Consider the following 26445-nt stretch of genomic DNA (forward strand, 5'->3'; position numbering starts at 1 on the left):
CGAACATACTCTCCCGCCCGCTTTCGACCGCTCTCCGGATGACCTGATGTATCCGCTCGTCTACATCGCGCGCCATGGCCAGACGGTGTGGAACGCCGAGTCCCGGCTGCAAGGACAGGCCGACACCGATCTCAACCCGCTCGGCCGCGAGCAGGCGACCGGCAATGGCCATCGACTGGCCGAATTTGTTCATAACCCCGAAGATTTCGATTTTGTCGCCAGCCCGATGCGGCGAACGCGTGAGACCATGGAACGCATTCGCATGGCGATGGGGCTCGATCCCCAAGCTTACCGCACCGATCCCCGCCTTGTCGAAATGAGTTTCGGCGACTGGCAGGGTTTCACCTTTCCCGAACTCGAGGCCCGGCATTTCGGCTCGGCCAGGGCGAGGCGCCTCGACAAGTGGAATTTCCTGCCGCCCGGCGAGGGCGCCGAAAGCTATCAAATGCTGCTCGAACGGGTAAAGCCGTGGTTCGACGCGCTGGACCGCCAGACGGTCTGCGTGACCCATGGCGGCGTCGTGCGCGTCCTGTTCCGCATGGTGCTGGGAATGCCCGAGAAAGAAGCCGCCAGGCTGAATGTGCCGCACGATCGCTTGCTCAGGCTGGAGGGCCGACGCCTGGAGTGGCTCTAATGCATGTCGCCCAAAAGCATGCCCACGGGCCTGCCCTTCTACTGGCCCAACGATCTCAATGCCGCTGCCTCGTCTTCCCGTGACAGAGGCTCATGCGCTCCGGTTGCCGCGAGATAGGAATCGAGCGCTTCCGAAGACGAGGCCGGTGCATATCCGCCATCGCGCGCGGGCGCAACGACGGCAAAATTCACCGCCCAACCATGATCCGAGTGGCACGCCACGGATATGACGGTCGAGCGGTTGGCAGAATCGATTTCGAATTCGCGGCACAAGGAACCGGTTCCATCGCGAAACGTGGCTACGGCACGGATCCTGTCGGTGGAGCCTGCCAGCACGGCTTCTTCGCCGGACGCCACCTGCCCGAGCGCCTCTGAAAGAGGGCTGTCCTGCCCTGCCACCTCAAGTCCATGCGGCTGGTTTTGGCTGGCAAACCCAAAAAAATATCCGCCGAACCCAAAAACGACTGCAACCAGCGAAGCAGCCAGCGGCATGATCCAGGATGCCTGGGGGCGCCGCATCGCCTGATTGTCCCTCGCCCTGAAGGCAACGACACGCGCGCCCTCGCTAGCGTGCGATGGAACGCTGCGCCGCTCGGCCTCGTCGATCATTCGCTGCACCGACTGGCTGAGTCGGTCGGGAACGGGTTCATCGAGAACCGGCATCAGTGCCTCTTTGACCTGAATGCGGGTTTCCAGGAACAGGGCGACCCGGCTGGCGATATCCGGCTGCATGGCTTTCTCGATGGCTGCGGCAGTCGCGTCGTCAAGTTCGCCGTCTGCAAAGGCCATGAGCGTTTCGTCAGCAAACTCGCGTCTGATCATTTCTGTTCTCGCCCTTCATGACCGGTGAACGTGGCAAGCCGGGATTTATTCCGACTGCCTCGGCGAGATTTTTCCTGGCACGCGCCAGCCGGCTCATCACCGTTCCGATCGGTATGTCGAGTACGCCGGCCGCCTCCCTGTAGGAAAGGTCCTCGACGCAGACCAGGAGAATGATTTCGCGCTGATCCGGCAGATCGGTGATCGCCTGGGCAACGCTATTCAGGGTAAAGCGTGCTTCGACATCTCGCTCGCCACAGGCGCCGACAAGGTCCTGCCGTTGCTCGATGTCCTCCTGCGGGCCGGCCGTGCGCTGCCTTCTGATGTGGTCAATCCATAAATTTCGCACGATCCGGAACAACCACGCATCAAAACGGGTTCCAGGTTCAAAGCGCTCGGTGTTGGCAAGCGCGCGTTCGCAAGCCGCCTGCACCAGATCGTCGGCAAGATCGCGGGAACGGCAAAGGGAAATCGCAAAACGGCGCAGGTTCGGAAGAAAGGCAACAAGCTGCTTTCCGAATTGATCAGTCTCAATCACGTCGAAGTTTCCGGTTTCTTGAGGACCAGGCGAAGTCAGCCGCCTCCGCACGCATTCGGGGTGGGTCGGTATCTTCATATGGCAGCATATGACCACGGCGGCTAAACCAGCGTGGGAGTCCGGCTAGATTTCGGAAAGGCCAGGATTAGACTATGGCAAGCATCAGGTTAGAGCTTGGTGAGAGAACTGCCCATTTCCTGAAGACGTGGGTGACCGCTGGCTTCAAGCCGATATCACGTAGCCGAAGCCCCGCACGGTTTTTATGAGCGGCTTTTCGTCCACGCTTTCGATCTTGCTGCGAAGGTAGCGGATGTAGACATCGACCACCTTCGTTTCCGGGTCGAAACTCAGATCCCAAACATTGTTGAGCAGCCGGGTTCTGCTGATCACAGCGCCGGAGTGCGACATCAGATACGCGAGAAGCCTGAATTCCTTGGCCGTCAGGCTGATCTCGCGTTCGCCGCGCCAGACCTTCTTGCCGACCGGATCAAGCGCCAGATCGCCAACCCTGAGGACCGGGTCCGAGCCTGTGCTGGAGCCGCGACGAAGCAGCGCCTCCATGCGCGCGATCAGTTCGTCGAAGGCGAAAGGTTTGGTCAGGTAGTCGTCGGCGCCCCCCTTCAGCCCTTCGACCTTGTCCTGCAGGCTGTCTCTGGCCGTGAGCATCAGGACAAGATGCTGGTGCTGCTCGCGCCGCAGCATGCGACATACTTCGAGGCCGTCGATTCCTGGAAGCATACGGTCGAGAACGATCAGCGCATATGGCGTCTCCCGCACCATCGCCAGCGCATCCCCGCCACTGTCGGTCACGTCGACAACGTAACCCTCGGCTTCGAGTCCTCGCTTGATGAAGCCGACGATGCGAACGTCGTCCTCAACCAGCAGAATCCTTGACATTTACACCACCTTCTCCCTGGTCGTATTGCGGGGGGGTCAGAGAATTCCCCGCCTCGCGGTGGGCGCGATCATTCGCCAAGCTCCCGCCTCAACTATCGTAATCCAGGAAACGAAGGAGGTCGTTCTTTATTCCGAGCCGGTTTTCGCACGCAGCTTTTTTTTTCAGAACGACTACAGCGGCAGCCGCGTTCTCATCCTCGGATGCGGTTGCGTCAGCGCGTGGGAGGCGGACCACGACCTCGGTAAAAGACCCGACCTCGCTCGTGAGCGCAATCTCGCCACGATGCTTTTCGATGAGCCATTTCGCGATCGCCAGACCGAGGCCACTGCCGAGTTGGCGCGATGCCCTTGGGCTTCGGCCACGGTAAAATCGCTCGAACACCTTGGGTATTTCCTCGGCTGGAATGCCCAAACCCTTGTCGCATATCGCAATCTCTGCATGCCCGTCCATAACGGTCATGCTCAAGTTCACCGAGCGATCGCGCGGAGAATATTTTATGGCATTGTCCAGAATGATCACGAGAGCCTGTTTGAGCCGCTGCGCGTCGGCAGTGATCCAGACCGGGCGGGTGCTGTAGGCCGCCTTGATCGAGATGCCCTTGGCGCGCCCCAGAATTTCGCCCTCGTGGACCGCATCGGCGACGATGCTCACGAGGTCTGTTCGGCGGGGCTCGAAGCGTATTGTATCGGTTTCCGAACGAGACAGAAAAACGAGGTCGTCGACGAGGCGTCCCATCTCCAGGCTCTGAGTGACAATCCGTTCGAGCGCATCGCGGTAGACTGCCTCTGGCTTTGAGCCATGGCGCAGCGGAATTTCCGCTTCACCGCGAAGCGTCGTCAGTGGAGTGCGCAGTTCATGGCTGATGTCGGCGAGGAACTGGACGCGTAACCGGTCGAGCTCCGTCAACCGCTGGTTCGCCGCGGCAAGCTCTGCGGTCCGTGCGGCAACTTGCTGCTCGAGTTCTGCTTTGGCGTTGAGCAACCGGTCGCGCTGGTCTTGCTGGTGTGTGGCCATTTCGTTGAACCGCCTGGCGAGCGCACCAAGTTCGTCGCGGCGATCAAAGGCGATCCGGTGGTCGAGATCACCACGACTGATCGCCTCTGTGCCTTCGGTCAGAAGGCTGATCGGGCGCATCAATGATCGGGCGAGAAGGAAAGCAGCAACAAAGCAGAGAACCACAGCAGCCAACGCAAGCGCGGCCGTCATCCAGGTCAGGCGTCGCCACAGTGCTTCTGCCTGCAGCTCGGTTCGCACGACCTCTTCCTCTTCGTCGCGCCGCGCGGCTTCCAGGATGTTTTCGAACTCAGCATCGAAACGATTCTCGATGTCCCGGCGAAAAACGCTGACCGCGTCCTCCTGGCGCCCCTGGTTGCGAAGATTGATTGCGTCAGAGGTGGCTTTGGCGATTTCTCCGTAGAGCGTGCGCATCCGCGTGACGCGGAAGATCTCGTCACCGCCGTCCTCCTGTTCGCTGCTGCCCCCGAGAAACTCGGCTTCTCCCCTGGTCAGTTCCGCGAGCTTTTCGAAGCCTGCCTCAAGCTCGGCGCGGGCGCTCTCGTAGTCGGGACGCTCCGGTTCGCCAATTAACAGGAACTCGGCGATCTGCTCGGAATATCGGTTGGCGTTCACCGTAAGTGCGGTGACGGCTTCGAGTTGGTTGTTGGCCCATTGCACGCGCTGCGTGTAGTAGGTTGTCGAGCGAATGGTGATGTAGACGATAGCCGCCATCATTACGACTGCCCCCACGACAATGAGCTGAAATACAAGAATGCGAGACCTGATGCCCATCGGTGTCCATCGGCGTTGAGAACCCGAACCGATCGGATTCATGAATACTCACGTCCCCCTTCGCGGCAGAGAAGGCCACCGTTCGGGATGGCTCGCGGGGATCGGCGCAACATTCCGCGACGCGTTTCAGCACAGAGCAAACATAGAGGACCCGCTGTTAAGGATACGAGTGATTCAGGTTAGAAATTGGTGAGAATGCAGTCCTGCCGTCCGAATTTGGCGACTTCACCCCGTGAGAGGTTAAGTTCAGCCGGACGCCGCAAGCCGAGGCGAGCTGGCTTGTCGGGTTTCATCGGGCGCGGAGTTGAAGACCGTCGCGGATGATTTTGGAGTCACTTACGAAACCGCCAGGAATCACCTGAAAGCCGTCTTCGTCAAAACCGAGACCCATCGCAGCCGGAACTGGTCGCGTTGCTCGCGAGAATAGCCAGCACCGCCCAGACTGAATGAGTCTATTCGGTTGAATCGCTATCCGGCAATTGCATGTCGGTGATGATGTTCTCGCCGTTTGTCTCGTCGTAGGCGATCACGATGTCCATGCCGGGTTTCAGCGCTTCGAGATCGGTTTCGGCGTTCAGCTTGTAGGATTTGCCGTCGTCGAGTGTCAGCGTCAACGTCTCCTTGTCGATCTCTTTGATCAGGCCTTCGGTCTGGCCGGCAAAGGCGGCGGTGGAAATCAGCAACATGGCGGCAACGGCGCCGATCGGGATACGCATCATCGTCCTCTTATCATTGCGCCGGCACAGTGGCGGCGGGTGTTCAACAGACGGTGTTCAACAGACGGGTCGAGGGAAGCAGAAACCAACCGAATGTGTCAAAACTAAATCCGCCAGATCACAGTTTGACCGCTGCGGAAAACGCCAATAGAACGCAGCTACGGCGCCGCGCGTCCTGACGCAGAAACGACGCTGTGGCACTTTTGATTTTGCGCATGATCCTTCCCGAAAATCGCTCCGATTTTCGGGGTCATGCGCTAAGCCGGCTCGGTGCCGGCAGGGCTGGTTTTCATGTCTCACAATACGTTTGGCCATCTTTTCCGCGTCACCACCTGGGGCGAAAGCCATGGCCCAGCGCTCGGCTGCGTCGTCGACGGCTGTCCGCCCGGCCTCCGCTTCACGCGCGCCGAGGTCCAGGCCGAACTCGACAAGCGGCGCCCGGGTCAATCGCGTTTTGTGACGCAGCGTCGCGAACCAGACGAGGTCAAGATCCTGTCCGGCTTCATCCTGGATGACGACGGCGAGACCATGATCACCACCGGCACGCCGGTGTCGATGGTGATCGAGAACGTCGACCAGCGCTCCAAGGACTATGGCGAGATCGCCCGCCAGTACCGGCCGGGTCATGCCGATTATACCTACGACACCAAATACGGCCTGCGCGACTATCGCGGTGGTGGCCGTTCTTCGGCCCGCGAGACAGCGGCGCGGGTGGCGGCCGGAGCCTTGGCCCGCAAGGTCGTGCCCGGCATGATCGTGCGCGGCGCACTGGTCTCGATGGGGGAAAAATCGATCGACCGCGCCAACTGGAACTGGAATTTCGTTGGCGACGCCGAAAATCCATTCTTCACGCCCGATCCGGCATCGGTCGCCGTCTTCACCGCGTATCTTGACGGCATCCGCAAGGCGGGTTCCTCGGTCGGCGCGGTAATCGAGATCGTCGCCGACGGCGTTCCGGCAGGCCTGGGCGCACCGATCTACGCCAAGCTCGACCAGGACATTGCCTCGGGCCTGATGTCGATCAATGCCGTCAAGGGTGTCGAGATCGGCAACGGCTTCGAGGCCGCCCGCATCACCGGCGAAGAAAATGCCGACGAGATGCGTATCGGCAATGACGGCAAGCCGGTCTTCCTGTCCAACAATGCCGGCGGCATCCTCGGCGGCATCTCCACCGGCCAGGCGATCGTCGCACGCTTCGCCGTCAAGCCGACCTCGTCGATCCTGACCCCGCGAAAGTCGATCGACAAGGACGGCAACGACGTCGAGATCATGACCAAGGGCCGGCACGATCCGTGCGTCGGCATCCGCGCCGTGCCGATCGGCGAGGCGATGGTTGCCTGCGCGATCGCCGATCACTATCTGCGTCATCGGGGACAGACAGGGAGAGGAGAGGGCAGTAGGGCAGTAGGGCAGTAGGGCAGTATGTTATCCCGCCGAAGCAGCCAATTTTTTCCTTTTCCCTAATCCCTTACTGCCTTACTGCCCTACTGCCTTACTGCCCTATTCCCTGCGAGAGCGAAGCGAGCGTCCATGCCTTACGACCAGAAGAAGATCGTCGAAGCCCTGCGCGCCTTCGAACGCGGCGAGATTGTCGTCGTCATGGACGATGACGGGCGCGAGAACGAGGGCGACCTGATCGTCGCCGCCGTCCATTGCACGCCGGAAAAGATGGCGTTCATCGTCCGCAATACCTCTGGTATCGTCTGCACGCCGATGCCGCGCGAGGAGGCCAAGCGCCTCAACCTGTCGCCGATGGTCGCCGACAACGACTCGGCCCACACCACCGCCTTCACCGTCAGCGTCGATTTCAAGCACGGCACCACGACCGGCATTTCGGCCGACGACCGCACATTGACCGTGCGCAATCTTGCCAACGGCAATGTCGGCGCCTCCGATTTCGTCCGCCCCGGCCACATCTTTCCGCTGATTGCGCGCGAAGGCGGTGTGCTGATGCGTTCGGGCCATACCGAAGCCGCCGTCGACCTGTGCAAGCTTGCCGGCCTGCCGCCGGTCGGTGTCATTTCCGAGCTGGTCAATGATGACGGCACTGTGATGCGCGGCCCGCAGGTGCAGGCCTTCGCCGAAACGAACGGTTTGAAGCAGATTTCGGTCGCCGACCTCATCGCCTATCGCCAGCGTAAGGAAACGCTGGTCGAGCGCGTCGCCTGTTCGGAGATCGATACGCCCGGCGGCAAGGCGCAGGTCTTCACCTACACGCTGCCCTGGGACTCGATGCACCATGTGGCGATCGTCTTCGGCGACATCCGCGACGGCGAGGAGGTGCCGGTGCGACTGCATTCCGAGGATGTTGTGACGGACGTTTTCGGCACCGGCCACAGGCTGGACGGCATCATGAAATCGATGGGCGAGCGCCGGCGCGGCGTCATCGTCTATCTGCGCGAAGGTTCCGTCGGCGTCGCCCATCAGGAGCGCAACCGGCCGGCTGCCGGCGACCGCGAGGGCCATGAAGAGGCGCGCCGCCGCGAAAGCGAATGGCGCGAGATCGGCCTGGGCGCGCAAATCTTGAAGGATCTGGGCATTTCCTCGATCAACCTGATCGCCTCGCGCGAACGCCACTATGTCGGCCTTGAAGGTTTCGGCATCCACATCGCCAAGACCGAGATTCTCTAGGACTGGTTTAGCGGATCGCCGGCATGCGTCCGGTCCCGCTTGGCACCGGACGCATGGAGTCTATTCGGCAGGAACCGCGGCTGTGTCGCGCGCGGAGATGTCACTATCGCCCGTGGCAAGGCTGCGCTGGCCGGCGAGCACGGTGACCAGCGCGACAGTGCCCGCCGCCACCGACACCAGGAAGCCGCTCTGTGCACCGAAGGCGTCCACCACCCAACCGGCGGCGAAGGAGCCGAGCGCCATGCCGATGCCAATGCCGGTCATGACCCAGGTCACGCCCTCGGTCAGCATCGCCTCCGGCACGCGCCGCTCGATCAGGCCGAATGCCGTGATGAAGGTCGGCGAGATCGCCACACCGCTAACGAAGACAGCCAGCGCCAGAAGCGGCACCGTGTCTGCGACAAGCAACGGCAGCGTGGTGAGCGCGATGATGGCGATCGCGATGGCAAGCTGAATTTGCAGCGGTGTTTTCAAGTTCAGAGCGCCGAGGACGATGCCGACGACGAACGATCCGAGGGCATAGACGCCGATGACGAGGCTGGCGGCGCCCGGCTGGCCGAGCTCCTTGGTGATCGCCACGGTGCTCACCTCCGTGGTTGCGAAGGTCGCGCCGATGAAGATCAGGGCCAAGGTGATGATTTGGACCGGCCGCAGGCAGATTGCCGATCCGCGCGAACCCTGGTCGACCGATCGCACGCGCGGCTCGGTCGAGCGCTGCAGGATGAGGGCTGTCGAGCCGAAGGCGAGGAACAATGTGCTCGCCAGCATTCCCGCTTCCGGGAAAAGCGCGACGCTCAGGCCAACCGACAGCGAAGCCCCGGCGATGTAGACCAGCTCGTCCGCCGCCGATTCGAAGGCGAACGCCGTGTTCATCTCGGGGCGATCCCGGAAGAGCTCTGTCCAGCGCGCGCGCACCATCGCTGGGATGCTGGGCATTGCAGCGGCCAGCAGCGCTGACACGAACAGTGTCCATATCGGCAAGTCCTGATTGGCCGCCGTAATCAGCACTACGAAGGCGAGCACGGAAATAACGGTGGTGGGCGTCACAATCCGCGCCTGGCCGAGGCGGTCCACCAGCCGGGATATCTGCGGCGCGACAAAAGCATTGGCCAGCGCATATGTCGCGGAGACGGCGCCGGCCAGCCAGTACTCGCCATGCGTCTGCGATAGCATCGCGACGATTCCGATCGGAGCCATGGCCATCGGCATCCGGGCGACGAAGCCGGCTGCAGCGAAGCCCTTGGCTCCCCTTGCCTTGAATATTTCGCGATAGGGATTGGGCATGAGGAACACTCCTGGATTTCTAAGGCCGATCCACTTATATACGTGGCGTATGCAAATCAAATAATGACATACGACGCGTATGTCAATTGATATACGAGACGTATGTGAAGGAATGGGCGAATGGGGCACAAACCACGCAAGGAGATGATCGCCGAAACCCGCGCCAAACTGGTCGCCGCGGCGCGCCATGCCTTTGGCACTGTTGGGTATGCCGAGGCCTCGATGGACGACTTCACCGCATCGGCCGGGCTGACGCGCGGCGCGCTTTATCATCACTTCGGCGACAAGAAGGGCCTTCTCCAGGCGGTTATCGCCGAGATCGACGCGGAGATGTTGGCCCGGTTGAAGATCGTCTCAGTCAGGGCGGACACTCTCTGGCAGGGCTTTGTCGACGAATGCACCGCCTATATCGAGATGGCGCTGGAGCCGGAGATCCAGCGTATTGTCCTTCGCGACGGACCGGCGGTGCTCGGCGATCCTTCGCAATGGCCGAGCCAGAACGAATGCATCCGCTCGATGAGCGAGAACCTTCAAAAGCTGAGGGACGAGGGAACCATCGTTGCCGTTGATCCCGAAGCCGCAGCAAGGCTGGTCAGCGGCGCCTCGCTACATGCCGCGCAGTGGATCGCAAATTCGGAAAATCCAGAAGCGACGTCGAAAAAGGCGGTGAAGGCGTTCAACGTGCTTTTGGAGGGACTGCTCAGGCAAGGCCGCAGGATTGGCCGTCCACAAGCACCGGCTGAGGTGGACAAATCGCCGGCCTGAGCCTGTATCAAGACCACCAAAGGCAAGGCGCGACCTCGAATGGGACGGGCGAAGCGCGCCTCAAGATTCGGGCAGCTCGCGCCGGACCCAACCAGAACCAAACGATTAAACCCTGTTGAACGTCTGCCTTTGGCGGTTGCAAAACATGGTCAAAGCCGCTGGGCGCGCCTATATCGGGGGCATGGTCACAAGGCTTTATACCCACCCGATCTTCCTCGAGCATATAACGCCGCCCGGTCATCCGGAGCGGCCGGACCGCCTGCGCGCCATCGAGCGCGTGCTCGACGACGAGGCCTTTGCGGCCCTTGATCGTGCCGAGGCGCCGGAAGGCGACGAGGCCACCATCCTCTACGCACACCCGCAGGAATTCGTCGAACGGGTCCGCGCTTTGATGCCGGACACCGGTATCGCTCGTGTCGACGCCGACACCACCGCCAGCCCGAAAAGCTGGCAGGCGGCCGTCACGGCGATCGGCGCTGCCAACGCCGCCGTCGACGATGTCTTTCGGGGCGACGTGGCCAATGTCTTTGTCGCCGCCCGGCCGCCCGGCCACCACGCCGAAAAGACCACGTCCATGGGCTTTTGCCTGTTCAACACCGCGGCGATCGCGGCGCGCTACGCGCAAAGGCAGCACCAGGCCGAGCGCGTTGCCATCGTCGACTGGGACGTCCACCACGGCAATGGCACGCAGGATATTTTCTGGGACGATCCGTCGGTGCTCTATTGCTCGACGCACCAGATGCCGCTTTACCCAGGGACCGGGGCGGTGAGCGAAACCGGCGCCGGCAACATCGTCAACGCGCCGCTGGCGCCGCAGACCGGCAGCGAGGTTTTCCGCGACGCTTTCCTGTCGCGGATCTTGCCGGCGCTCGACAATTTCGCGCCCGACCTCATCATCATTTCCGCCGGCTTCGACGCGCACCACCGCGATCCGCTGGCCGAGATCAACCTGACCGAGGACGATTTCGACTGGGCAACCGGCCAGTTGATGCAGCGCGCCGGTCGCCACAGCGACAACCGGCTCGTCAGCCTGCTCGAGGGCGGCTACGATCTGCAGGGATTGGCATTTTCGGTCGCCGCCCATGTCGGGCGACTGATGAAAGGATAGACGATGGCTGGTGAGAGCAACGAAGACGTCAAAGCGATGAGCTTCGAGCAGGCGCTCGACGCGCTGGAGAAAATCGTCGACGATCTGGAGCGCGGCGACGTGCCGCTCGACCAGTCGATTCGCATCTATGAGCGCGGCGAGGCGCTAAAACTCCATTGCGACCGGCTGCTCAAGGCGGCCGAGGACAAGGTCGAGAAGATCAGGCTTTCGCGCGACGGCAAGCCGGTGGGGACCGAGCCGCTGGATGCGGAGTAAGGCACGGTCTCCAACGACAATTTCGCCGTGCGGCTTTTCGACATGATCATGATTGAGGATAATACTCATCCCGCTTGAAATGGCTCCAGGACGAGAGGAGACTGCGAACGATGTGCAGAAACATCAAGACCCTGTTCAATTTCGATCCGCCGGCAACCGATGACGAGGTCCGCGATGCCGCACTTCAGTTTGTCCGCAAGCTGAGCGGAACGACACGGCCGTCGAAACAGAACCAGCATGCGTTCGACCACGCCGTCGAGGCCATAGCCGCGTCTGCGCGCGAATTGCTGGACAGCCTCGAGACGACACAGCATCCGCGCAATCGCGACGAGGTGGCGGCCAAGGCGAAAGCCAGGTCTGCACTCCGCTTCGCCTGAGGAAGACCGCATGAGCTTCTTCCCCGGAAACGACCCTCTGCCCGGTGACGCCTTCGCCAGCGACCAGATCGAACTGATGGTTATTCCGAACGCCAAGGACATTGGCGGCTTTCAGGTTCGCCGTGCCTTGCCGACCGCCAGGCGTCGGCTGGTCGGTCCCTTTATCTTCTTCGATCGCATGGGACCGGCGATTTTGCGGGCCGGCCAGGCGCTCGATGTCCGCCCGCATCCCCATATCGGCCTGTCGACGGTCACTTACCTGTTCGACGGCAAGATCAGGCATCGCGATTCGCTCGGCACCGAAATGGTCATCCAGCCCGGCGACGTGAATTTGATGACCGCCGGTCGCGGCATCGTTCATTCCGAGCGTACGCCGCAGGAACTGCGCGGTGCGCCGATGTCGGTTTCCGGCCTGCAGACATGGCTGGCGCTGCCGGACGATAAAGAGGAGGTCGACCCGATCTTCGAGAATACGGCGGCCATGCGTCTGCCCGAGATCGACGCTGAAGGCGTCAGCGGACGCGTTGTCATTGGCGCGTTTTCCGGGCTGCGGTCACCGGTCGTGACCGTTTCGGACACGCTCTATGCAGACCTCAGCCTGGCGCCCGGCGCCAGCGTGAAAATCCCTGCCGATGCCGAGGAGCGCGCCATCTATACGTTGGAAGGCGAGGTTTCGATCTCCGGTGACCGCTTCCCGGCAGAGCGGCTGCTGGTGTTCCGGCCCGGCGACGAGATCGTCATGTCGTCGGAGGGTGGAGCGCATTTCATGCTGTTCGGCGGCGCCTCGCTCGGCTCCAAGCGCTACATCTGGTGGAATTTCGTGTCATCGTCGAAGGAACGCATCGAACAGGCGAAAGAAGAATGGAAGACAGGCCGTTTCGATATCGTTCCGGGGGATGAAGAAGAGTTCATTCCGCTGCCGGACAACTAGAGCGCCGCGCGTCCTTTTTGACGCGTAAACGAAACCCTAACAGTTTGAAGCTATGCCGCGTCACTCGCACGCATTTACATTCGCCGGCCAGCAGCCTATTTCGCAGATGAATAAAAAGCAGGCCCCAGCACCAGTGAACGCAAAGCTCCATACGCCACTTCTCGACAAGGTCCGCATCCCGGCCGACCTCAGGACGCTTGACGAACGTCATCTGCCGCAATTGGCATCGGAGCTTCGCACCGAGTTGATCGATGCCGTGTCGCATACCGGCGGACATCTCGGTGCCGGCCTTGGCGTGGTCGAACTGACGGTGGCATTGCACTATGTCTTCAACACGCCAGACGACCGGCTGATCTGGGATGTCGGTCACCAGGCCTATCCGCACAAGATCCTGACCGGCCGCCGCGACCGTATCCGCACGCTGCGGCAAGAGGGCGGCCTGTCCGGTTTCACCCAGCGCGCCGAGAGCGAATACGATCCGTTCGGCGCCGCCCACTCCTCGACCTCGATTTCCGCCGGCCTCGGCATGGCAATGGCACGCGATCTCTCCGGGGGCCGCAACAATGTCATTGCCGTTATCGGCGACGGCGCCATGTCGGCCGGCATGGCCTATGAGGCGATGAACAATGCCGGCGCGCTCGATGCCCGGCTGATCGTCATCCTCAACGACAACGACATGTCGATCGCTCCGCCGACCGGGGCGATGAGCGCCTATCTGGCCCGCCTGGCGTCGGGCAAGGCCTATCTGGGCTTGCGCGATTTCGGAAAGAAGCTGACCTCCTATCTCGGCGAGCGCGCCGATCGCGCCATCAAGCGGGCGGTCGAGCATGCGCGCGGTTACGTCACCGGCGGCACGCTGTTCGAGGAAATGGGTTTTTATCACATCGGCCCGATCGACGGTCACAATCTCGAGCACCTGATCCCGGTGCTGAAGAACGTCCGCGACAATGCCGACGGTCCGGTGCTGATCCACGTCGTGACCCAGAAGGGCAAGGGCTATGGACCGGCCGAGGCGGCCGCCGACAAATATCATGGCGTCAACAAATTCGACGTCATCACCGGCGCGCAGGCCAAGGCGCCGGCCAACGCGCCGAGCTACACGAAAGTCTTTGCCGACAGCCTGATCCAGGAAGGCCGCGAAGATGATCGCATCGTCGCCATCACCGCCGCCATGCCGAACGGCACCGGCCTCGACCTCTTCGGCGAGGCGTTCCCGTCGAGGACCTTCGATGTCGGTATCGCCGAGCAGCACGCGGTGACTTTTGCCGCCGGCCTTGCCACCGAAGGCTTCAAGCCTTTCGCGGCGATCTATTCGACCTTCCTGCAGCGTGCCTACGACCAGGTCGTCCACGACGTGGCGATCCAGAAACTGCCGGTGCGCTTCCCGATCGATCGCGCCGGCTTCGTCGGGGCCGACGGGGCGACCCATTGCGGCGCCTTCGACACGACCTTTTTGGCGACGCTGCCCGGTTTCGTCGTCATGGCCGCGGCAGATGAGGCGGAACTGCGACACATGGTGCGCACGGCGGCAAGCTACGATGACGGCCCCATCGCCTTCCGCTACCCGCGCGGCAACGGCGTCGGCGTCGACCTGCCGGAGCGTGGCTCGGTTCTCGAAATCGGCAAGGGCCGTGTCGTCAGGGAGGGTACCAAGGTTGCGCTGCTTTCCTTCGGCACGCGGCTGCAGGATTGCCTGGCTGCGGCCGAGGAACTCGGCGCGGCGGGGCTTTCCACCACGGTCGCCGATGCTCGTTTCGCCAAGCCGCTCGACGAGGACCTGATCCGGCGCCTAGCCCGTTCGCACGAGGTGTTGGTGACAGTGGAAGAGGGCGCGGTCGGCGGCTTCGCCAGCCACGTGCTGCAATTCCTGGCCCATGAAGGGCTGCTGGAAAACGGCCTGAAGGTACGCCCGCTTGTGTTGCCCGACACTTTTGTCGATCACGCCAAGCCCGAAAAGATGTATGCCGACGCCGGCCTTGATGCCGCCGGTATCGTGCGCACCGTCTTCGTGGCGCTGGGACACACCGCCAGCGCGCAAAGCGCCTGAATCAAGATCTCAACGGCTTGCATTAGTTTGCCCACCGGCGGTCGTAACTGACTGTTTGCGTTGTCATTTGGCATTCGGCTACGGTGTGGCTACGAATATGATGGAGCGGCGGACTTTTCCACGTCGATGCGGAGCGTGCCGCAATAACTTTCATCGCTTGTCGAAAGCTCGTGCCGCCGCATCAATGTTCGGCGTTCTCAGTATCTCCGAGGCATGCCTCGTTGTCCCGCCTCAAATTCCTCTCTCTAAGCGAGCGCAGCGAAGATCAGGCCGACATAGGTAAGCTGGTGCAAGAACTGGTCAGCCCCATGCATGGCCCAGTATGTCCGCGTGTCGGGGCCAGCATGGCTGCGCCCGGACAGCCCGGCTTTGGTATAGTCTGTCGCGTAGTGGACCGTGAATTCTGCGGCACAAAGCAGGACGATTGCGGTGGGTTCGAGCCCGGCGATGAGAAGGGCCGGCAAAGAGCCTAGCGCATGCAAGCCCGCGTGGACATAGCCGCCGACGCGGCGCAGATCGCCCTTTCCGCCCAACATCCAGCCGGGCTGGAGCAGATAGTCGGCAATGAAGTGCTTTAGCTGGAGGCAGAAAAGCATTGCGAGCGTCAAAGTCATTATTTCCATGACCATACTCCATGGCCGCAGCGGTTGTTCAGGTTGCGAGCGTGTGTATCAGGACCGGGACTGCCTTCCCGCGAACATTCGTGATGCCAAGTGGCTGCGCGGCGATCTGGCCGCTTGTCTGCGCAAGCGTCATGTCGCTGAGCACGATTTCGACGCCGTGTTCCTTGGCGACGCCAACGAGACGGCTTGCCAGGTTGACCGTATCGCCGATGGCCGTATAGCTCAGCCGCTCGGCCGATCCGACATTGCCGACGATCGCGGCGCCGGTATTGATGCCAATTCGCACCCGTATGTCGCTGTGGTCCGGCGAAACGGCGGGCAGCGCATGCATCGCGGCCCGGATCGCGGCTGCAGCGCTGCATGCGCGGCGTGCGTGATCCGGCACGGCTGTCGGTGCGTTCCAGATGGCCATAACGGCGTCGCCAATGAACTTGTCGACGGTGCCTCCTTCGGAATGAATGGCTTCGACTGCGAGCGTGAGAAAATTGGTGAGATGCGGCTGGACATCGGGCCCGAGCCGCTCGGTGAGTTCGGTGAAGCCCGGCAGATCGGCAAACATCACGGTCACTTCCACGAGCCTGCCGCCGGGCGCAGGCTCAAGCCCGCCCGCGACGAGGGGCCGGACGACGTCGAGGGGCATGTATTTGGCGAAAGCCGACAGGCCGCCCGCCATGCGCTTCAGCGCTTCCGAGAAATCATTGAGTTCGGCCAGGAATGTCGGAACATGCCGCACCTGGTCGAGCGAGAACCGTTCGATCTCACGGAGCTGCGCGGCAAGCTGGCGGATTGGCCTGGCGAAAAGCAGGTTCGAAAAGAGCACGGCAGTGGCCGCTGCCAGCACGACCAGCCCGGCGACCACCAGCAGCACCCGACGCGTGTTACGGTCGATCTCTTCCGCGAAGGAGGAGCGCGGTATCGCGGTCAGGAGCCGCCATTGTTCGAAGGGGAGCGTAAACGACGAGACGTAGACCGGGCCGATCTCGCCACCATCAACCAGCGTGCGAAATTCGTTCCCTTTCATCATCGAAATGGCGTCGCCCACCGCGGCGGCAAGCGCATCGCTTTTTGGAAAATCGCGAAGATGAGCAGGCATAGGACCGCCGGGCGCATCCGATGCAGCCAGTACTTTGTCGCTACCGCCCAGCACGAACGTCTTGCCGTGACCTGATACTTGCAGACCACTCAGCGCCTGCGACAAATTGGCGAAACTCACGGCCACCATGACCACGCCTTGGTACCTGCCATAGAGCTCGACCCGCTTTGAAACAACCGCCGAGGGCTCGAAGCCATTGGGCAGGACGTCGATCACGCTCCAGACAGGTTCCGTCGAGTCCATCGCCCGGCGATACCAGGGCGCACCGAGCGCTAGGTAAGCGGTCTCGCCATGGATGCGTTGTTCGAACATCACATCGCCGGGGATGGGATGATAGATATCACGACGCAACGGGCGCGGCTTTCCCGGCATGCCGGGGCCGATTTCAACCATCTCGATCTTGCCGCCGGCCGCCGCGTGCGAGCCGAAAAACCGTCCGTCGGGGAAGCCAATTCCGATCCAGCCGATCGCGCGCTGTTCACGCAGCAGCGACAGGAACAGGAACTCGCGTCTGACCTCGTCATCGGCCTTGATCGTGCCTTGGAACAGGATCGAGCGGATGATCTCGGCCGTGCCTGCCACGACGGCCAGCGTTGATGTCAATTCGCCGCGGACAGAATCGGCACTCTGGGCGCCAAGGCTGGCGACGATCTTCTCGACGTTTCGGGTTGCCGTGCGCTCCCAGATGATATGCACCGATGCAGCCGTCGACATGACCGCCATGAGCAGCAGCGCCGTCATCGCCCGCCCAAGCGCTATGCGCGGCAGGCGGCACCTACCGGTCGCGGCGTTCGGTGATGAGGCGCGCGCTGCGGTCAAATGTTGCATAGGCCCAAGCCCAATCGAGGAAGACAACGGTGCGGTTGCGGAAACCGACAAGGAACCACAGATGCGCGAAGCTCCAGAGCAGCCAGGCCAGGAAACCGCTCAGTTGGACGGGTCCCAAATCCGCGACGGCGGCCTTGCGGCCGATGGTGGCGAGATTTCCGTAGTCGGTGTAGCGGAAAGGTTCTGCCGTCCGCCCGGCAAGTCGCGCCTTGATGAGGTCTGCCACATAGCGGCCCATTTGCTTCGCGGCAGGGGCGACGCCCGGAACCGGACGGTCGTCCTTGCCCTTTACCGAAGCGGTATCACCGATGACATAGACGCCTTCGCGGCCAGGTACATGCAGATGTCCGTCGACAACGACGCGGCCGGCGCGATCGGCCGCGACGTCCAGCCATTTCGCCGCCCTCGAGGCCATGACGCCGGCAGCCCAGAGCACACAGGCTGAAGCGACGCATTGCCCATCCGCGAGCGCGACGCCATTGTCGTCGCACTCCGTAACCGCGGCGCCGAGCTTGACCTCGACGCCAAGCTTTTCGAGCTGTGATTCGGCCGATTGCGAGAGCTTCTCCGGAAATGCGGTGAGCAGCCGTTCGTCGGCCTCGACAAGTACAACCCTTGCGGTCGAGGAATCGATGTTGCGGAAATCGCGAACGATCGCTTTGCGCGCGAGTTCGATGATAGCGCCCGCGAGTTCGACCCCGGTGGGTCCGCCGCCGACCACCACAAAGGTAAGGAGTTTTTCACGAAGAGCCGGATCGTCGGTCACTTCTGCCTTTTCGAACGCGGTCAATATGCGGGCGCGAATTTCGGTGGCGTCGCCTATGGTCTTGAGGCCGGGAGCATTTGCTTCCCAGGCGTCGTGACCGAAATAGGCGTGGCGGGCGCCGGTGGCGATGATCAGGTAATCGTAGGGAATTCGCCTGCTGCCGGTCAGCACAGTCCGCGCAGCGGTGTCGACGCCCTCCACCTTTTCCATCAGGACGGTTGCATTCTTCTGGCTGGCGAGGACGCGGCGGATCGGCGTGGCGATCTGCGCCGGAGATAGGCCGGCCGTCGCCACCTGATAAAGCAGCGGCTGGAACAGATGATAATTGCGGCGGTCGACGACCGTAATATCGACCGGCGCGTTGCGCAACCCGAGCGCTGCGTTGAGGCCGCCGAAGCCCGCGCCGAGAATGACGACCCGCGGCCGGCGCGGTGGAAGCGCATCTGTTTTGGTCGGCGTCGCTTCCAACTCTGCCAAGTTCATCACTTCTTCGCTGGATTGCCGCAGCATTGTTCACGCTCCGCGACGGAAATAGCCGTCGACCAGATAGTCCAACGATACGACGCCTGCGCCGCGAGCCAAAATGAGCAGCAGCAGCGAACTCCACATGAGGTGTTCGCCCCAGTGTCCTGGATAGACGAAGATCTGGATCACCGCGACTACCCCGAGCAGCATCAGCGCGCCGAGGCGAGAGAACAGGCCGAGGAAAAGCAATGCGGCGCCGATGATTTCGGCGGCTGTCGCGAGCGGGGCCGCCAGCGCCGGGTCGATCAGCGGCAGATTATATTCAAACGCGAAAAGCTGTAGCGTTACCGGCCAGGAAGCGAGCTTGGTCTGCGCCGATTGCCAGAACACGTGGGCGACCGCGACGCGAGCCGCCAACTGAACGAGAGAAAGGGGTATGCTGCCCGCCAGGTTCAGAGCCCTGCGATAGGCGGCAGTTAGGCTGCGGCCACTGGTTGAAGGCATTTCGCGGGTCACGCTCATTGGTCTCTCCATTTTCGATTACTGCGGGTGGTCGAAGCCGATGCCGGTCACCAAGCCTTCGCCGAACAGGCTGACGAGGGCGCCGAGGACTTCGAACGTTGGTTCGTGCGTGAGGGCGCGTGAAACGGCCCTCTCCAGGCCGAGGCCCTTTTTCAGGGAATGGCGGAACGAGAACTGGGCGCTCGTGAGGCGCGCGAAGCGCACATTGTCGCCGTGCCTCCAGAGCGCGATGCGCTCGGCTTTTCGCTGCCGGACATCAGCTTGATCCGGAACGCCTCCGTTCTGATGCGCCGACCAGATCGATAGTACCGGCCAATGCGACATAACGAGGCGCAAGGATGGCTGGAGCATCAGTTCGGGGGTCGAGCTTGAGGCTTCGCCATCCAGTGCCGCCAGGTTCAGGGCCGGCAGTGATGCCGCATCAAGCGCCTCGGCGATCGCCCATTCAAGCCGCGCCGTTTCCGCGACGAAGGGCATTTCAGCCAGACCTTCGAAGGTCCCGAGGAAGCGCGGGAAGTCGGAGCCGTAGCGCACCAGCCTTGGCTCGCCGGGGGGATGCTGACGAATGAACTCGCTTGCGGCATAGCGGAAGAACCGCTCGTCGACCATGCGAACGACGACTGGGAATACGGCCATCAGCGTCGCTGTCAGCGAGGCGCGGGTATTGTTCTCATAGATGCGCAGCCGTCGGCATGGATCGGCGCGGCCCGCTGAAACGAGCGACGAAAGGCCGAATTGCGGGTTGCCAAGCACGGACTGCGCTATGATGTTCTGCAGATGCTCAAGCGGCAGCATGGCGGATCCTCCTGGCGTCACGGTCTGCAGCGAGGCGCGCGGGCTTGATCGCATCGAAAGCGGCAAGCACCGGCATCTGCCCGCGCGGTGCATCGCGTTCGAACGGAACGACAATGCCTGGAGCGGACTGCTTCGGCGCGGAAACAGGAAGGGAATCCTGCCGCTTGCGGAAGGCGATCGAAGCGGCAAGCATATCCGCCCACATTGCCTCGCCCAGCAGCACGTCGAGCACGGGCACGTCGGTATCCCATTCGATCAGGGTGGGGCGTGGGCCGAATTTCTCGATCGCGCCGGCATAGAGTGACCACACGGCGGGCGGCACGCGCGAGCCGTGGTCGTCGATCAGGACCGTGTCATCGCCAACGTCGTTGACGGCATGGCCTGCCAGATGGATCTCGCCGATCGCCTCGGCAGGCAGCACTTCGATGAACGCAGCCGCGTCGAAGCCGAGATTGTGGGCGGAAACGTAGACGTTGTTCACGTCGAGAAGCAGGCCGCATCCCGTGCGCTTCACAAGTTCGGCCAAGAACTCGGCCTCCGTCATCGTCGAACCGCTGAACTCGATATAGGCAGAGAGATTTTCAATCAGGATGCGGCGTTTCAGAGTGTCCTGAACGAGCTTGATATTGTTGGCGACGATCGCGAGCGCTGCTTCGTCGTAACGGAGTGGCAAAAGGTCGTTGAGGTAGGCGCCATCGGCGCCGCTCCAGGCGAGGTGTTCGGAAACAAGATCGGGTTCGAAGCGCACGCATACCTTGCGCATGCGTTCCAGATGGTCGCGGTCGACGCCGGAAGCGCTGCCGAGAGACAGGCCTACGCCGTGAACAGAAAGGGGGTAGGTCTCACGCAGTTTTTCGAGCGCGGCGACGGCAGCAGAACCGCCCATGTAGTTTTCGGCATGAACCTCCAGCCAACCCGCCGACGGGCGGCGGCTCAGCATTTCAGCAATGTGCGGCGAGCGAAGACCGATGCCCGCGGCTTGCGGAATTGGGAGGGTGGGAAGCTTATTGGGCATCAGTCGTCTCCATTGGGTTGCGTGGGGGTGGATCAGGCCTTGGGTTCGGTGCTGCCGCTGGCAAGCTTTCCGCAAGTGCCGGCCGGCACGTAGATCCATGCGTCGGACTGGTTGTCGGCCGTAGAGGTCCCGGCGCAAGAATGCGTGGCGGTCTGGCAATCGTTCTGGCCGGCCTTGACGACGCCGTAGCACTTTTCGAACGAGAACTCCGGCTGAGCGGCCGGACCGGCGAAGGCAGCGCTGGCGGCGAGCGTGGTAGCCGCGGCCAAAGCCGAGCCGATGAGCGATTTGGTATTGATCATGATTTCCGTCTCCTGGGTTTGTGTTTGGTTCAGACCGGCGATCAGCCCGTCTGAAGCCACTCTCTTCGATCGCAGCCATCAACTGAAATGCTGTCTTTGCATGGTTTCGATAGACGCGCTGTATGCGCCGGCGGCATGAAAAGAGCCCTCCGGGAGGGTTGCCGGAGGGCTCAGCAAACCGGCATCCAGAGGGGATAATGCCGGCCGGGAGTTGTTGTCAGAGATAGCGTTCGTGGATGTCCACCGTCGAACGCTGTCCGATATGGTTATAGTTGGCTTCGAGCCATTCCTCGACGCGTTCACGGCCGCGGTCGCGAAGATCCGTAAGCAGGCCCCAATCGGCATTGAGCTTGCTGGAGACGCCAAGCTTTTTCATGGTCTCGTCATCCGAAATGCCGTGGACGAAGATGCGCTTGAGGTCGAGCGTCTGGCCGGCCTCCGAGTCGATCAGTTGCGTGACGAAGGCGATCGCCCGCATTTCCCGCAAAAGCGAAGAGTTGAAGCTTATCTCGTTGATGCGATTAAGGATATCCGTCGCCGAGCGCGGCAGTTCGGCGCGTTCTATAGGATTGATGTGTACGATCAGCACGTCCGGCGTGTCGCAGGAATAGATCAGCGGGAAGATTGCCGGATTTCCCATATAACCGCCGTCCCAATAGGCCTCGCCGTCGATCTCGACTGCCTGGAACAGGAACGGCAGGCATGCCGACGCCATGATGGCGTCGATCGACAGCTCGTCATTGGAGAAAACCTTGACCTTCCCGGTCCGCACATTGGTCGCGCAGATGTTGAGTTTCAAAGGACAGCGCGACATGCGGACGGCATCGAGATCGAGAGACTGCTCGAGAACGTTTTTCAGCGGATTGAAATTCAAGGGATTGAACTGATAGGGCGACATCAACCGCGTCACCATATCGAGCATCAGGAAGGCCGGGGAGTATTCGAGCGAACGCGACCCGGTCATCTTGTCAAGCAGGCTCGGCTGCAGAGGGCTGAAGGCCGCCGCGTGGCTGACGCGGCGCCAGAAATTCGCAAGCGCCTTCTGCGCGCCGCGCCGTCCGCCTTCGGCGAGCCCGTAGGCAAGCACCGCCGCGTTCATGGCCCCGGCGCTGGTGGCGACTGCCCCTTCGAGGGACAAGTTCTCCTCGTCAAGGAGTCGATCGATGACACCCCATGTGAAGGCGCCGTGCGCGCCTCCGCCCTGAAGCGCGAGGTTGATCGTCCGCTTCCCGCGGACCACGCTGGGCGCGGCCGGTTCCGATTGGCTGGAGGCAAGCTTCACAACCTCGGCATGAGTGTTCATCGGGTATCCTCCTCGCGTAAAATTGCAGACGTTTTGACGATGACGGTGCGCTCAGTGCGCAGTCCAGCCGCCGTCGATCGGCAAGGCTGTGCCGGTGATCGAAGCTGCGCAGTCGCTGCAGAGAAACACCGCAAGCGCTCCCATCTCTTCCACAGACGCAAAGCGTCTGGTCGGCTGGTTCTTCAGAAAGATATCGCGGATAACGGCGTCGCGGGCGATGTGGTGCGACTTCGCCTGATCCTCGATTTGTCTCTCGACGAGCGGCGTCCAGACATAGCCTGGACAGATCGCGTTCGAAGTCACGCCGTACTCGGCGCCCTCGAGTGCGACCACCTTCGTCAACCCGACCATGCCGTGCTTGGCGGCGACATAGGCTGATTTGAACGGCGAGGCGATCAGCCCATGGGCGGAAGCGATGTTGATGATGCGGCCATAGCCGCGACCCTTCATCGGCTCGAAGGTCGCCTGGATCAGATGGAAAGCCGAACTCAGGTTGATCGCCAGGATCGAGTCCCATTTGGCGACGGGAAATTCGCTGACTGGCGCAACATGCTGTATGCCCGCGTTGTTGATCACGATGTCGATCTGGCCGAAGCGCGCAACGGCCCGTTCCACCATCATGTGGATAGCGTCGCGGTTCGACATGTCGGCGTTGTCGTAAGCGATGTCGACGTCATTTTCCTCGGCCAAGGCGGCACGCTGCGTTTCGATTTCCACCGGATCCCCGAAACCGTTCAGCATGACGGCAGCACCGTTCTGCGCCAGGGCGCGGGCGATGCCGAGGCCGATGCCGCTGGTCGAGCCGGTCACGATCGCGGTCCGGCCTTCCAGGGGGCGGCGCATCGCAAGCGTATCGGTTTCAGGTTTGCTGGCGTTGAGCATTTCGGTCTCCGTTGATGTGCCGCAACGCTGCGGCTGTTCTGCGGGACCTTGAGCGATGCGCGCTCAACAATAAAATGCCGCTGTGCTATCAAATCCATGCGTCCATTGCATTGGCTGGAGAAGGCTCGGGCGCGCTAGGGGATTGGCATGGACATCCACCACATCCGATATTTCCTCGCCGTCTGCGATACGCGGAACTTCACGCGCGCCGCCGAGAAATGCAACGTCACCCAGCCGGCGCTCAGCCGCGCGATCCAGCAGCTCGAGGACGAGGTCGGCGGCCTTTTGTTCCGGCGCGAGCGCAATCTGACCCACATCACCGATCTTGGCGCGCTGCTTCGGCCGCGTTTCCAACAGATATCAGATGAACTGAGCGGCGTGCGTCAGGAAGCCTCGCGCTTCCTTTGTCTCAAGGACGCGAATCTGAAGGTCGGCATCATGTGCACGATCGGCCCGCGCCGCTTCACCGGTTTGCTCACCGATTTCAACATGCGCCACAAGGGAATTCAGTTGCAGTTGGTTGAAGGGGTACCAAGCCGGCTCTCACAACTGCTCGAGGCGGGCGACATCGACGTCGCAATCATGTCATCGAGCGAAAAGTTCCCGGAACGCTTCGACGTGACGCCACTCTTTCGCGAACGCTTCATGCTGGCGTTCCCGACCGGCCATCGGCTGACGCAGCACGAGACCGTGCCAATCAGCGCGATCGATGGCGAGATTTATCTGAGACGCGTCAACTGCGAGTATTGGGACCATCTGTCTCATCTTTGCGTCGAGCGCGGAGTGAAGCTTCGCATCTCCTATTCCAGCGAGCGAGAGGACTGGATCCAGAACATGGTTGCCGGAGGGCTCGGCATCTGTTTCCTCCCCGAATACACCGCCGTGATTCCAGGGCTGCAGGTGCGGCCGGTGACAGAGCCGGAGGTGACCCGCGATGTGTGCCTCGTCACCGTCGCCGGCCGCCGCTTCTCGCCCGCGGTGTCGACATTTGTCGGTGCGGTCAAATCCTATGGCTGGGCAGAGGGCGCATCACCGGTTTCGATGCGCCGTACCGCCGCGTAATCGAAACTCCGTCGACTACGCAGGATTACGCCTGCGTGTTCGGGTGCGAGCCGGTACGACTGCGCCCAGGCTCACGCGATAGCTTCAGGCTATGGAATTCAGAAGTACCCGGCATTTCTCTTCGGAGCCGTGCTCGCCCAATCTCCACATCACGCCCCGCATGAATTCCCATTGCCGGGCTCGATAAAAGGAGAACCGCAAAATGTTTTTGAAAGTCATAGCACCTCGCAACCCGATCAAACTTGTTCTTGCGTTCGGCCTGCTCGCTTCGGTCGCGGCTTTCGCTGTAGCACCTGCCCACGCCGGCGAATGCCCGGTCGACCAGGTCGCCACCAATGCCGTTCAGTCGATGCCGAGCGCGCCGGAAGGTGTCACCGACGAGGTCATCAGCACGATCGACCTCAGCACGAAGGGCGACGCCTGGAAGGGCAATAGGTTCCGTCTGCGCAAGCTCGTCGTGCAGCCCGGCGGCGTCGTGCCGTGGCACGACCACTCCACGCGTCCGGCAAATATCCTGGTCGCTGAGGGCGCGATCAGCGAATATAGCAACACCTGCAAGGTGGCGATCGAGCACAAGGCCGGCGAAGCCACCGCCGAGTTCGGCCAACTCGCGCATTGGTGGAAGAACAACGGTTCGGTTCCTGCCGTGCTCTATTCGGCCGACATCCTGCCGCCGGACATGGAGGCCCACGACGCGATGTAACCGGACCTCAGCGTCCCGCTTATTGACCCTCAACCTCCATCGGCGTTCCCGGTCCCCTTCGGGAGCGTCGAACCATGCACGGAAAAATTCCGATGGCCAGCTATGACGAAGCCGTTGCCTCGAAGCTCCGCAGGGTGTCGACGGACAGCCTGCGCTTCGGCATCATTGCCTTGATCGCATTTCTGACGCTCGTCGACCTTTTCGCCGCGCAGGCGATCCTTCCCTCGCTCGTCGTCAAATTCGGCGTCAGCCGCGCGACGATGGGTTTCGCGGTGAATGCCAGCACCTTTGGAATGGCGATCGCCGGCGTCGCGGTGGCGCTGCTCGGCCGCAACATCGACCGGCGCAACGGGATATGGTTCAGCCTTGTCGTGCTCGCCATACCGACCGCGCTACTTTCGATGACCAACAGCATCGCAATGTTTGCCCTCCTGCGCGTCCTGCAGGGCCTGTGCATGTCGGCGGCCTTCACGTTGACGATCGCCTACCTCGCCGAGCATTTCTCACCCGGCCAGGCGGCAGGCGCGCTCGCCGCCTACGTCACCGGAAACGTCGCCAGCAACTTCTTCGGCCGCATCCTTTCGGCGGCTGTTGCGGACGGCTTTGGCATCTCCATCAACTTCCTGACCTTCGCTGCCCTAAATATTGCCGGCGCGTTGCTGGTCTGGCTGACTCTGAAGAAGACCGACCGCATGATGCGAATCGACGCCGACCACCCTCTCGTAGGTGGCGCCTGGAAAGCCCACTTTAAGAACCGAGAACTGCGCGGCAGCTTCGCGATCGGCTTCCTGATCCTGTTCGTCTTCATCGGCACGTTTACCTATGTGAATTTCCAACTGGCCGCAGCACCGCTGGCCCTGTCGCCGATGGCGCTCGGTCTTGTTTATTTCGTATTTCTGCCGTCGATGCTGACAACCCCGCTCGCCGGCCGCGTGGCAAGGCGGTTCGGCCCGGCCAGCGGCATCGTCCTGACGCTCTGGATTGCCATCGCCGGCCTTCTGGCGCTGCTCACTCCAAATCTGCCGATCGTTCTTGCGGGCATGGCGCTGATTGCCATCGGAACATTCTTGGCGCAGGCGATCACGACCGGCTATGTCAGCCGCGTCGCCGCCCGCGACAAGGCCGCTGCGAGCGGTATCTACCTTGCTTCATACTATTCCGGCGGATTGGTCGGCAGCTTTGTCCTCGGCCAGGTCTATGACCGGCTCGGCTGGACCACTTGTGTTGTTGTTCTCGTCGCCGCCCTGATCGCGGCAACGATAATCGCCCGCCCGCTGACGGCGCCACGCGTCTGAT

At 62.0% G+C, this 26445-nt stretch carries 27 protein-coding genes; 12 read left to right on the top strand and 15 right to left on the bottom strand.

What is annotated here, in order from left to right:
- The first annotated feature begins 46 nt into the window (after positions 1–46).
- Entirely contained in the window at positions 47–634 is a 588-nt protein-coding gene (locus AC0L15_RS09145; protein ID WP_287245102.1) for a histidine phosphatase family protein, read from the top strand.
- Between the two features lie 38 nt (positions 635–672).
- On the opposite strand, the gene AC0L15_RS09150 is transcribed toward AC0L15_RS09145, so the two are convergent.
- The 5 genes from AC0L15_RS09150 to AC0L15_RS09170 all read right to left on the bottom strand — a co-directional run bounded on the left by AC0L15_RS09150 (position 673) and on the right by AC0L15_RS09170 (position 5392).
- Positions 673–1455, bottom strand: coding sequence for an anti-sigma factor family protein (locus tag AC0L15_RS09150; protein ID WP_128245611.1), 783 nt, complete (start codon positions 1453–1455; stop codon positions 673–675).
- Positions 1433–2068 carry an RNA polymerase sigma factor gene (locus tag AC0L15_RS09155; protein WP_473496270.1) on the bottom strand — a complete coding sequence of 212 codons (636 nt, stop codon included), beginning with the start codon at positions 2066–2068 and terminating at the stop codon, positions 1433–1435. Before AC0L15_RS09155 ends, AC0L15_RS09150 begins: the two co-directional genes overlap by 23 nt.
- Before the next feature lie 144 nt (positions 2069–2212).
- Entirely contained in the window at positions 2213–2887 is a 675-nt protein-coding gene (locus AC0L15_RS09160; protein ID WP_287245097.1) for a response regulator transcription factor, read from the bottom strand.
- Positions 2888–2975: 88 nt separating this feature from the next.
- Positions 2976–4718: a sensor histidine kinase gene (locus AC0L15_RS09165; protein WP_287245095.1), complete on the bottom strand. Its 1743-nt coding sequence runs from the start codon at positions 4716–4718 to the stop codon at positions 2976–2978.
- 410 nt (positions 4719–5128) lie between these two features.
- Positions 5129–5392 (bottom strand): DUF1344 domain-containing protein, encoded by a 264-nt coding sequence (locus AC0L15_RS09170; protein WP_031254973.1) that lies wholly within the window; start codon positions 5390–5392, stop codon positions 5129–5131.
- A 291-nt stretch (positions 5393–5683) separates the two neighbouring features.
- Here AC0L15_RS09170 and aroC point away from each other — a divergent pair, with 291 nt between their 5' ends.
- Both aroC and ribB read left to right on the top strand, forming a co-directional pair.
- Entirely contained in the window at positions 5684–6808 is a 1125-nt protein-coding gene (gene aroC / locus AC0L15_RS09175) for a chorismate synthase (protein ID WP_287245094.1), read from the top strand.
- Between the two features lie 114 nt (positions 6809–6922).
- Entirely contained in the window at positions 6923–8023 is a 1101-nt protein-coding gene (ribB, locus tag AC0L15_RS09180) for a 3,4-dihydroxy-2-butanone-4-phosphate synthase (protein ID WP_287245093.1), read from the top strand.
- Positions 8024–8083: 60 nt separating this feature from the next.
- On the opposite strand, the gene AC0L15_RS09185 is transcribed toward ribB, so the two are convergent.
- On the bottom strand, positions 8084–9307 hold the full coding sequence (locus AC0L15_RS09185) for an MFS transporter (RefSeq protein ID WP_287245089.1): 1224 nt from the start codon (positions 9305–9307) through the stop codon (positions 8084–8086).
- A 120-nt stretch (positions 9308–9427) separates the two neighbouring features.
- Between AC0L15_RS09185 and AC0L15_RS09190 the strand changes: the two genes are divergently transcribed.
- The 6 genes from AC0L15_RS09190 to dxs all read left to right on the top strand — a co-directional run bounded on the left by AC0L15_RS09190 (position 9428) and on the right by dxs (position 14790).
- Positions 9428–10072: a TetR/AcrR family transcriptional regulator gene (locus tag AC0L15_RS09190; protein ID WP_287245087.1), complete on the top strand. Its 645-nt coding sequence runs from the start codon at positions 9428–9430 to the stop codon at positions 10070–10072.
- 181 nt (positions 10073–10253) lie between these two features.
- On the top strand, positions 10254–11180 hold the full coding sequence (locus tag AC0L15_RS09195) for a histone deacetylase family protein (protein ID WP_128179928.1): 927 nt from the start codon (positions 10254–10256) through the stop codon (positions 11178–11180).
- 3 nt (positions 11181–11183) lie between these two features.
- Positions 11184–11435: an exodeoxyribonuclease VII small subunit gene (locus AC0L15_RS09200; protein WP_023799340.1), complete on the top strand. Its 252-nt coding sequence runs from the start codon at positions 11184–11186 to the stop codon at positions 11433–11435.
- A 110-nt stretch (positions 11436–11545) separates the two neighbouring features.
- Entirely contained in the window at positions 11546–11812 is a 267-nt protein-coding gene (locus AC0L15_RS09205) for a DUF2277 domain-containing protein (RefSeq protein WP_023799339.1), read from the top strand.
- Positions 11813–11822: 10 nt separating this feature from the next.
- Positions 11823–12743 (top strand): pirin family protein, encoded by a 921-nt coding sequence (locus AC0L15_RS09210; protein ID WP_287245084.1) that lies wholly within the window; start codon positions 11823–11825, stop codon positions 12741–12743.
- Positions 12744–12849: 106 nt separating this feature from the next.
- A complete protein-coding gene (gene dxs, locus AC0L15_RS09215) occupies positions 12850–14790 on the top strand; it encodes a 1-deoxy-D-xylulose-5-phosphate synthase (RefSeq protein WP_287245081.1) in 1941 nt (646 codons plus the stop codon).
- Positions 14791–15035: 245 nt separating this feature from the next.
- Here the strand turns inward: dxs and AC0L15_RS09220 are convergent, their stop codons facing one another.
- The 9 genes from AC0L15_RS09220 to AC0L15_RS09260 form a co-directional block, all read right to left on the bottom strand.
- A complete protein-coding gene (locus tag AC0L15_RS09220) occupies positions 15036–15413 on the bottom strand; it encodes a DUF3307 domain-containing protein (protein WP_287245079.1) in 378 nt (125 codons plus the stop codon).
- Positions 15414–15441: 28 nt separating this feature from the next.
- Positions 15442–17247 (bottom strand): adenylate/guanylate cyclase domain-containing protein, encoded by a 1806-nt coding sequence (locus AC0L15_RS09225; RefSeq protein ID WP_473496272.1) that lies wholly within the window; start codon positions 17245–17247, stop codon positions 15442–15444.
- Positions 17248–17281: 34 nt separating this feature from the next.
- Positions 17282–18583, bottom strand: coding sequence for an NAD(P)/FAD-dependent oxidoreductase (locus AC0L15_RS09230; RefSeq protein WP_287245662.1), 1302 nt, complete (start codon positions 18581–18583; stop codon positions 17282–17284).
- A gap of 30 nt (positions 18584–18613) precedes the next feature.
- Complete coding sequence (locus AC0L15_RS09235; protein WP_287179825.1) at positions 18614–19069, bottom strand: DoxX family protein; 456 nt, start codon at positions 19067–19069, stop codon at positions 18614–18616.
- A gap of 36 nt (positions 19070–19105) precedes the next feature.
- Positions 19106–19882 (bottom strand): HvfC/BufC N-terminal domain-containing protein, encoded by a 777-nt coding sequence (locus AC0L15_RS09240; protein WP_287245075.1) that lies wholly within the window; start codon positions 19880–19882, stop codon positions 19106–19108.
- On the bottom strand, positions 19869–20897 hold the full coding sequence (bufB, locus tag AC0L15_RS09245; RefSeq protein WP_287245072.1) for an MNIO family bufferin maturase: 1029 nt from the start codon (positions 20895–20897) through the stop codon (positions 19869–19871). The genes AC0L15_RS09240 and bufB overlap by 14 nt, the downstream gene beginning before the upstream one ends.
- Before the next feature lie 32 nt (positions 20898–20929).
- The gene (locus AC0L15_RS09250; RefSeq protein ID WP_091595987.1) at positions 20930–21199 is read right to left on the bottom strand and encodes a BufA1 family periplasmic bufferin-type metallophore; all 270 of its coding nucleotides are present in this window, start codon (positions 21197–21199) and stop codon (positions 20930–20932) included.
- A gap of 217 nt (positions 21200–21416) precedes the next feature.
- Positions 21417–22502: a patatin-like phospholipase family protein gene (locus AC0L15_RS09255; RefSeq protein ID WP_287245070.1), complete on the bottom strand. Its 1086-nt coding sequence runs from the start codon at positions 22500–22502 to the stop codon at positions 21417–21419.
- Positions 22503–22553: 51 nt separating this feature from the next.
- Positions 22554–23384, bottom strand: coding sequence for a 3-hydroxybutyrate dehydrogenase (locus AC0L15_RS09260; RefSeq protein ID WP_287245068.1), 831 nt, complete (start codon positions 23382–23384; stop codon positions 22554–22556).
- Positions 23385–23531: 147 nt separating this feature from the next.
- Here AC0L15_RS09260 and AC0L15_RS09265 point away from each other — a divergent pair, with 147 nt between their 5' ends.
- The 3 genes from AC0L15_RS09265 to AC0L15_RS09275 all read left to right on the top strand — a co-directional run bounded on the left by AC0L15_RS09265 (position 23532) and on the right by AC0L15_RS09275 (position 26444).
- On the top strand, positions 23532–24446 hold the full coding sequence (locus tag AC0L15_RS09265; protein ID WP_128172043.1) for a LysR family transcriptional regulator: 915 nt from the start codon (positions 23532–23534) through the stop codon (positions 24444–24446).
- Between the two features lie 202 nt (positions 24447–24648).
- A complete protein-coding gene (locus AC0L15_RS09270; RefSeq protein WP_287245066.1) occupies positions 24649–25149 on the top strand; it encodes a cupin domain-containing protein in 501 nt (166 codons plus the stop codon).
- A gap of 92 nt (positions 25150–25241) precedes the next feature.
- Positions 25242–26444, top strand: coding sequence for an MFS transporter (locus tag AC0L15_RS09275; RefSeq protein WP_287245660.1), 1203 nt, complete (start codon positions 25242–25244; stop codon positions 26442–26444).
- Position 26445 lies beyond the last annotated feature (1 nt).

Source organism: Mesorhizobium sp. WSM4846 (genome assembly GCF_055811415.1).

What these genes read in the sequence shown, in the direction of transcription:
- AC0L15_RS09155 (WP_473496270.1), bottom strand. Translation starts at nt 2,068, where the DNA reads ATGAAGATACCGACCCACCCCGAATGCGTGCGGAGGCGGCTGACTTCG.
- AC0L15_RS09275 (WP_287245660.1), top strand. Translation starts at nt 25,242, where the DNA reads ATGGCCAGCTATGACGAAGCCGTTGCCTCGAAGCTCCGCAGGGTGTCG.
- ribB (WP_287245093.1), top strand. Translation starts at nt 6,923, where the DNA reads ATGCCTTACGACCAGAAGAAGATCGTCGAAGCCCTGCGCGCCTTCGAA.
- AC0L15_RS09190 (WP_287245087.1), top strand. Translation starts at nt 9,428, where the DNA reads ATGGGGCACAAACCACGCAAGGAGATGATCGCCGAAACCCGCGCCAAA.
- AC0L15_RS09160 (WP_287245097.1), bottom strand. Translation starts at nt 2,887, where the DNA reads ATGTCAAGGATTCTGCTGGTTGAGGACGACGTTCGCATCGTCGGCTTC.
- AC0L15_RS09255 (WP_287245070.1), bottom strand. Translation starts at nt 22,502, where the DNA reads ATGAACACTCATGCCGAGGTTGTGAAGCTTGCCTCCAGCCAATCGGAA.
- AC0L15_RS09200 (WP_023799340.1), top strand. Translation starts at nt 11,184, where the DNA reads ATGGCTGGTGAGAGCAACGAAGACGTCAAAGCGATGAGCTTCGAGCAG.
- AC0L15_RS09225 (WP_473496272.1), bottom strand. Translation starts at nt 17,247, where the DNA reads ATGACGGCGCTGCTGCTCATGGCGGTCATGTCGACGGCTGCATCGGTG.
- AC0L15_RS09235 (WP_287179825.1), bottom strand. Translation starts at nt 19,069, where the DNA reads ATGCCTTCAACCAGTGGCCGCAGCCTAACTGCCGCCTATCGCAGGGCT.
- AC0L15_RS09145 (WP_287245102.1), top strand. Translation starts at nt 47, where the DNA reads ATGTATCCGCTCGTCTACATCGCGCGCCATGGCCAGACGGTGTGGAAC.
- AC0L15_RS09220 (WP_287245079.1), bottom strand. Translation starts at nt 15,413, where the DNA reads ATGGAAATAATGACTTTGACGCTCGCAATGCTTTTCTGCCTCCAGCTA.
- aroC (WP_287245094.1), top strand. Translation starts at nt 5,684, where the DNA reads ATGTCTCACAATACGTTTGGCCATCTTTTCCGCGTCACCACCTGGGGC.
- AC0L15_RS09260 (WP_287245068.1), bottom strand. Translation starts at nt 23,384, where the DNA reads ATGCTCAACGCCAGCAAACCTGAAACCGATACGCTTGCGATGCGCCGC.
- AC0L15_RS09210 (WP_287245084.1), top strand. Translation starts at nt 11,823, where the DNA reads ATGAGCTTCTTCCCCGGAAACGACCCTCTGCCCGGTGACGCCTTCGCC.
- AC0L15_RS09150 (WP_128245611.1), bottom strand. Translation starts at nt 1,455, where the DNA reads ATGATCAGACGCGAGTTTGCTGACGAAACGCTCATGGCCTTTGCAGAC.
- dxs (WP_287245081.1), top strand. Translation starts at nt 12,850, where the DNA reads ATGAATAAAAAGCAGGCCCCAGCACCAGTGAACGCAAAGCTCCATACG.
- AC0L15_RS09250 (WP_091595987.1), bottom strand. Translation starts at nt 21,199, where the DNA reads ATGATCAATACCAAATCGCTCATCGGCTCGGCTTTGGCCGCGGCTACC.
- AC0L15_RS09265 (WP_128172043.1), top strand. Translation starts at nt 23,532, where the DNA reads ATGGACATCCACCACATCCGATATTTCCTCGCCGTCTGCGATACGCGG.
- AC0L15_RS09185 (WP_287245089.1), bottom strand. Translation starts at nt 9,307, where the DNA reads ATGCCCAATCCCTATCGCGAAATATTCAAGGCAAGGGGAGCCAAGGGC.
- AC0L15_RS09270 (WP_287245066.1), top strand. Translation starts at nt 24,649, where the DNA reads ATGTTTTTGAAAGTCATAGCACCTCGCAACCCGATCAAACTTGTTCTT.
- AC0L15_RS09230 (WP_287245662.1), bottom strand. Translation starts at nt 18,583, where the DNA reads ATGAACTTGGCAGAGTTGGAAGCGACGCCGACCAAAACAGATGCGCTT.
- AC0L15_RS09195 (WP_128179928.1), top strand. Translation starts at nt 10,254, where the DNA reads ATGGTCACAAGGCTTTATACCCACCCGATCTTCCTCGAGCATATAACG.
- AC0L15_RS09170 (WP_031254973.1), bottom strand. Translation starts at nt 5,392, where the DNA reads ATGCGTATCCCGATCGGCGCCGTTGCCGCCATGTTGCTGATTTCCACC.
- bufB (WP_287245072.1), bottom strand. Translation starts at nt 20,897, where the DNA reads ATGCCCAATAAGCTTCCCACCCTCCCAATTCCGCAAGCCGCGGGCATC.
- AC0L15_RS09205 (WP_023799339.1), top strand. Translation starts at nt 11,546, where the DNA reads ATGTGCAGAAACATCAAGACCCTGTTCAATTTCGATCCGCCGGCAACC.
- AC0L15_RS09165 (WP_287245095.1), bottom strand. Translation starts at nt 4,718, where the DNA reads ATGAATCCGATCGGTTCGGGTTCTCAACGCCGATGGACACCGATGGGC.
- AC0L15_RS09240 (WP_287245075.1), bottom strand. Translation starts at nt 19,882, where the DNA reads ATGCTGCCGCTTGAGCATCTGCAGAACATCATAGCGCAGTCCGTGCTT.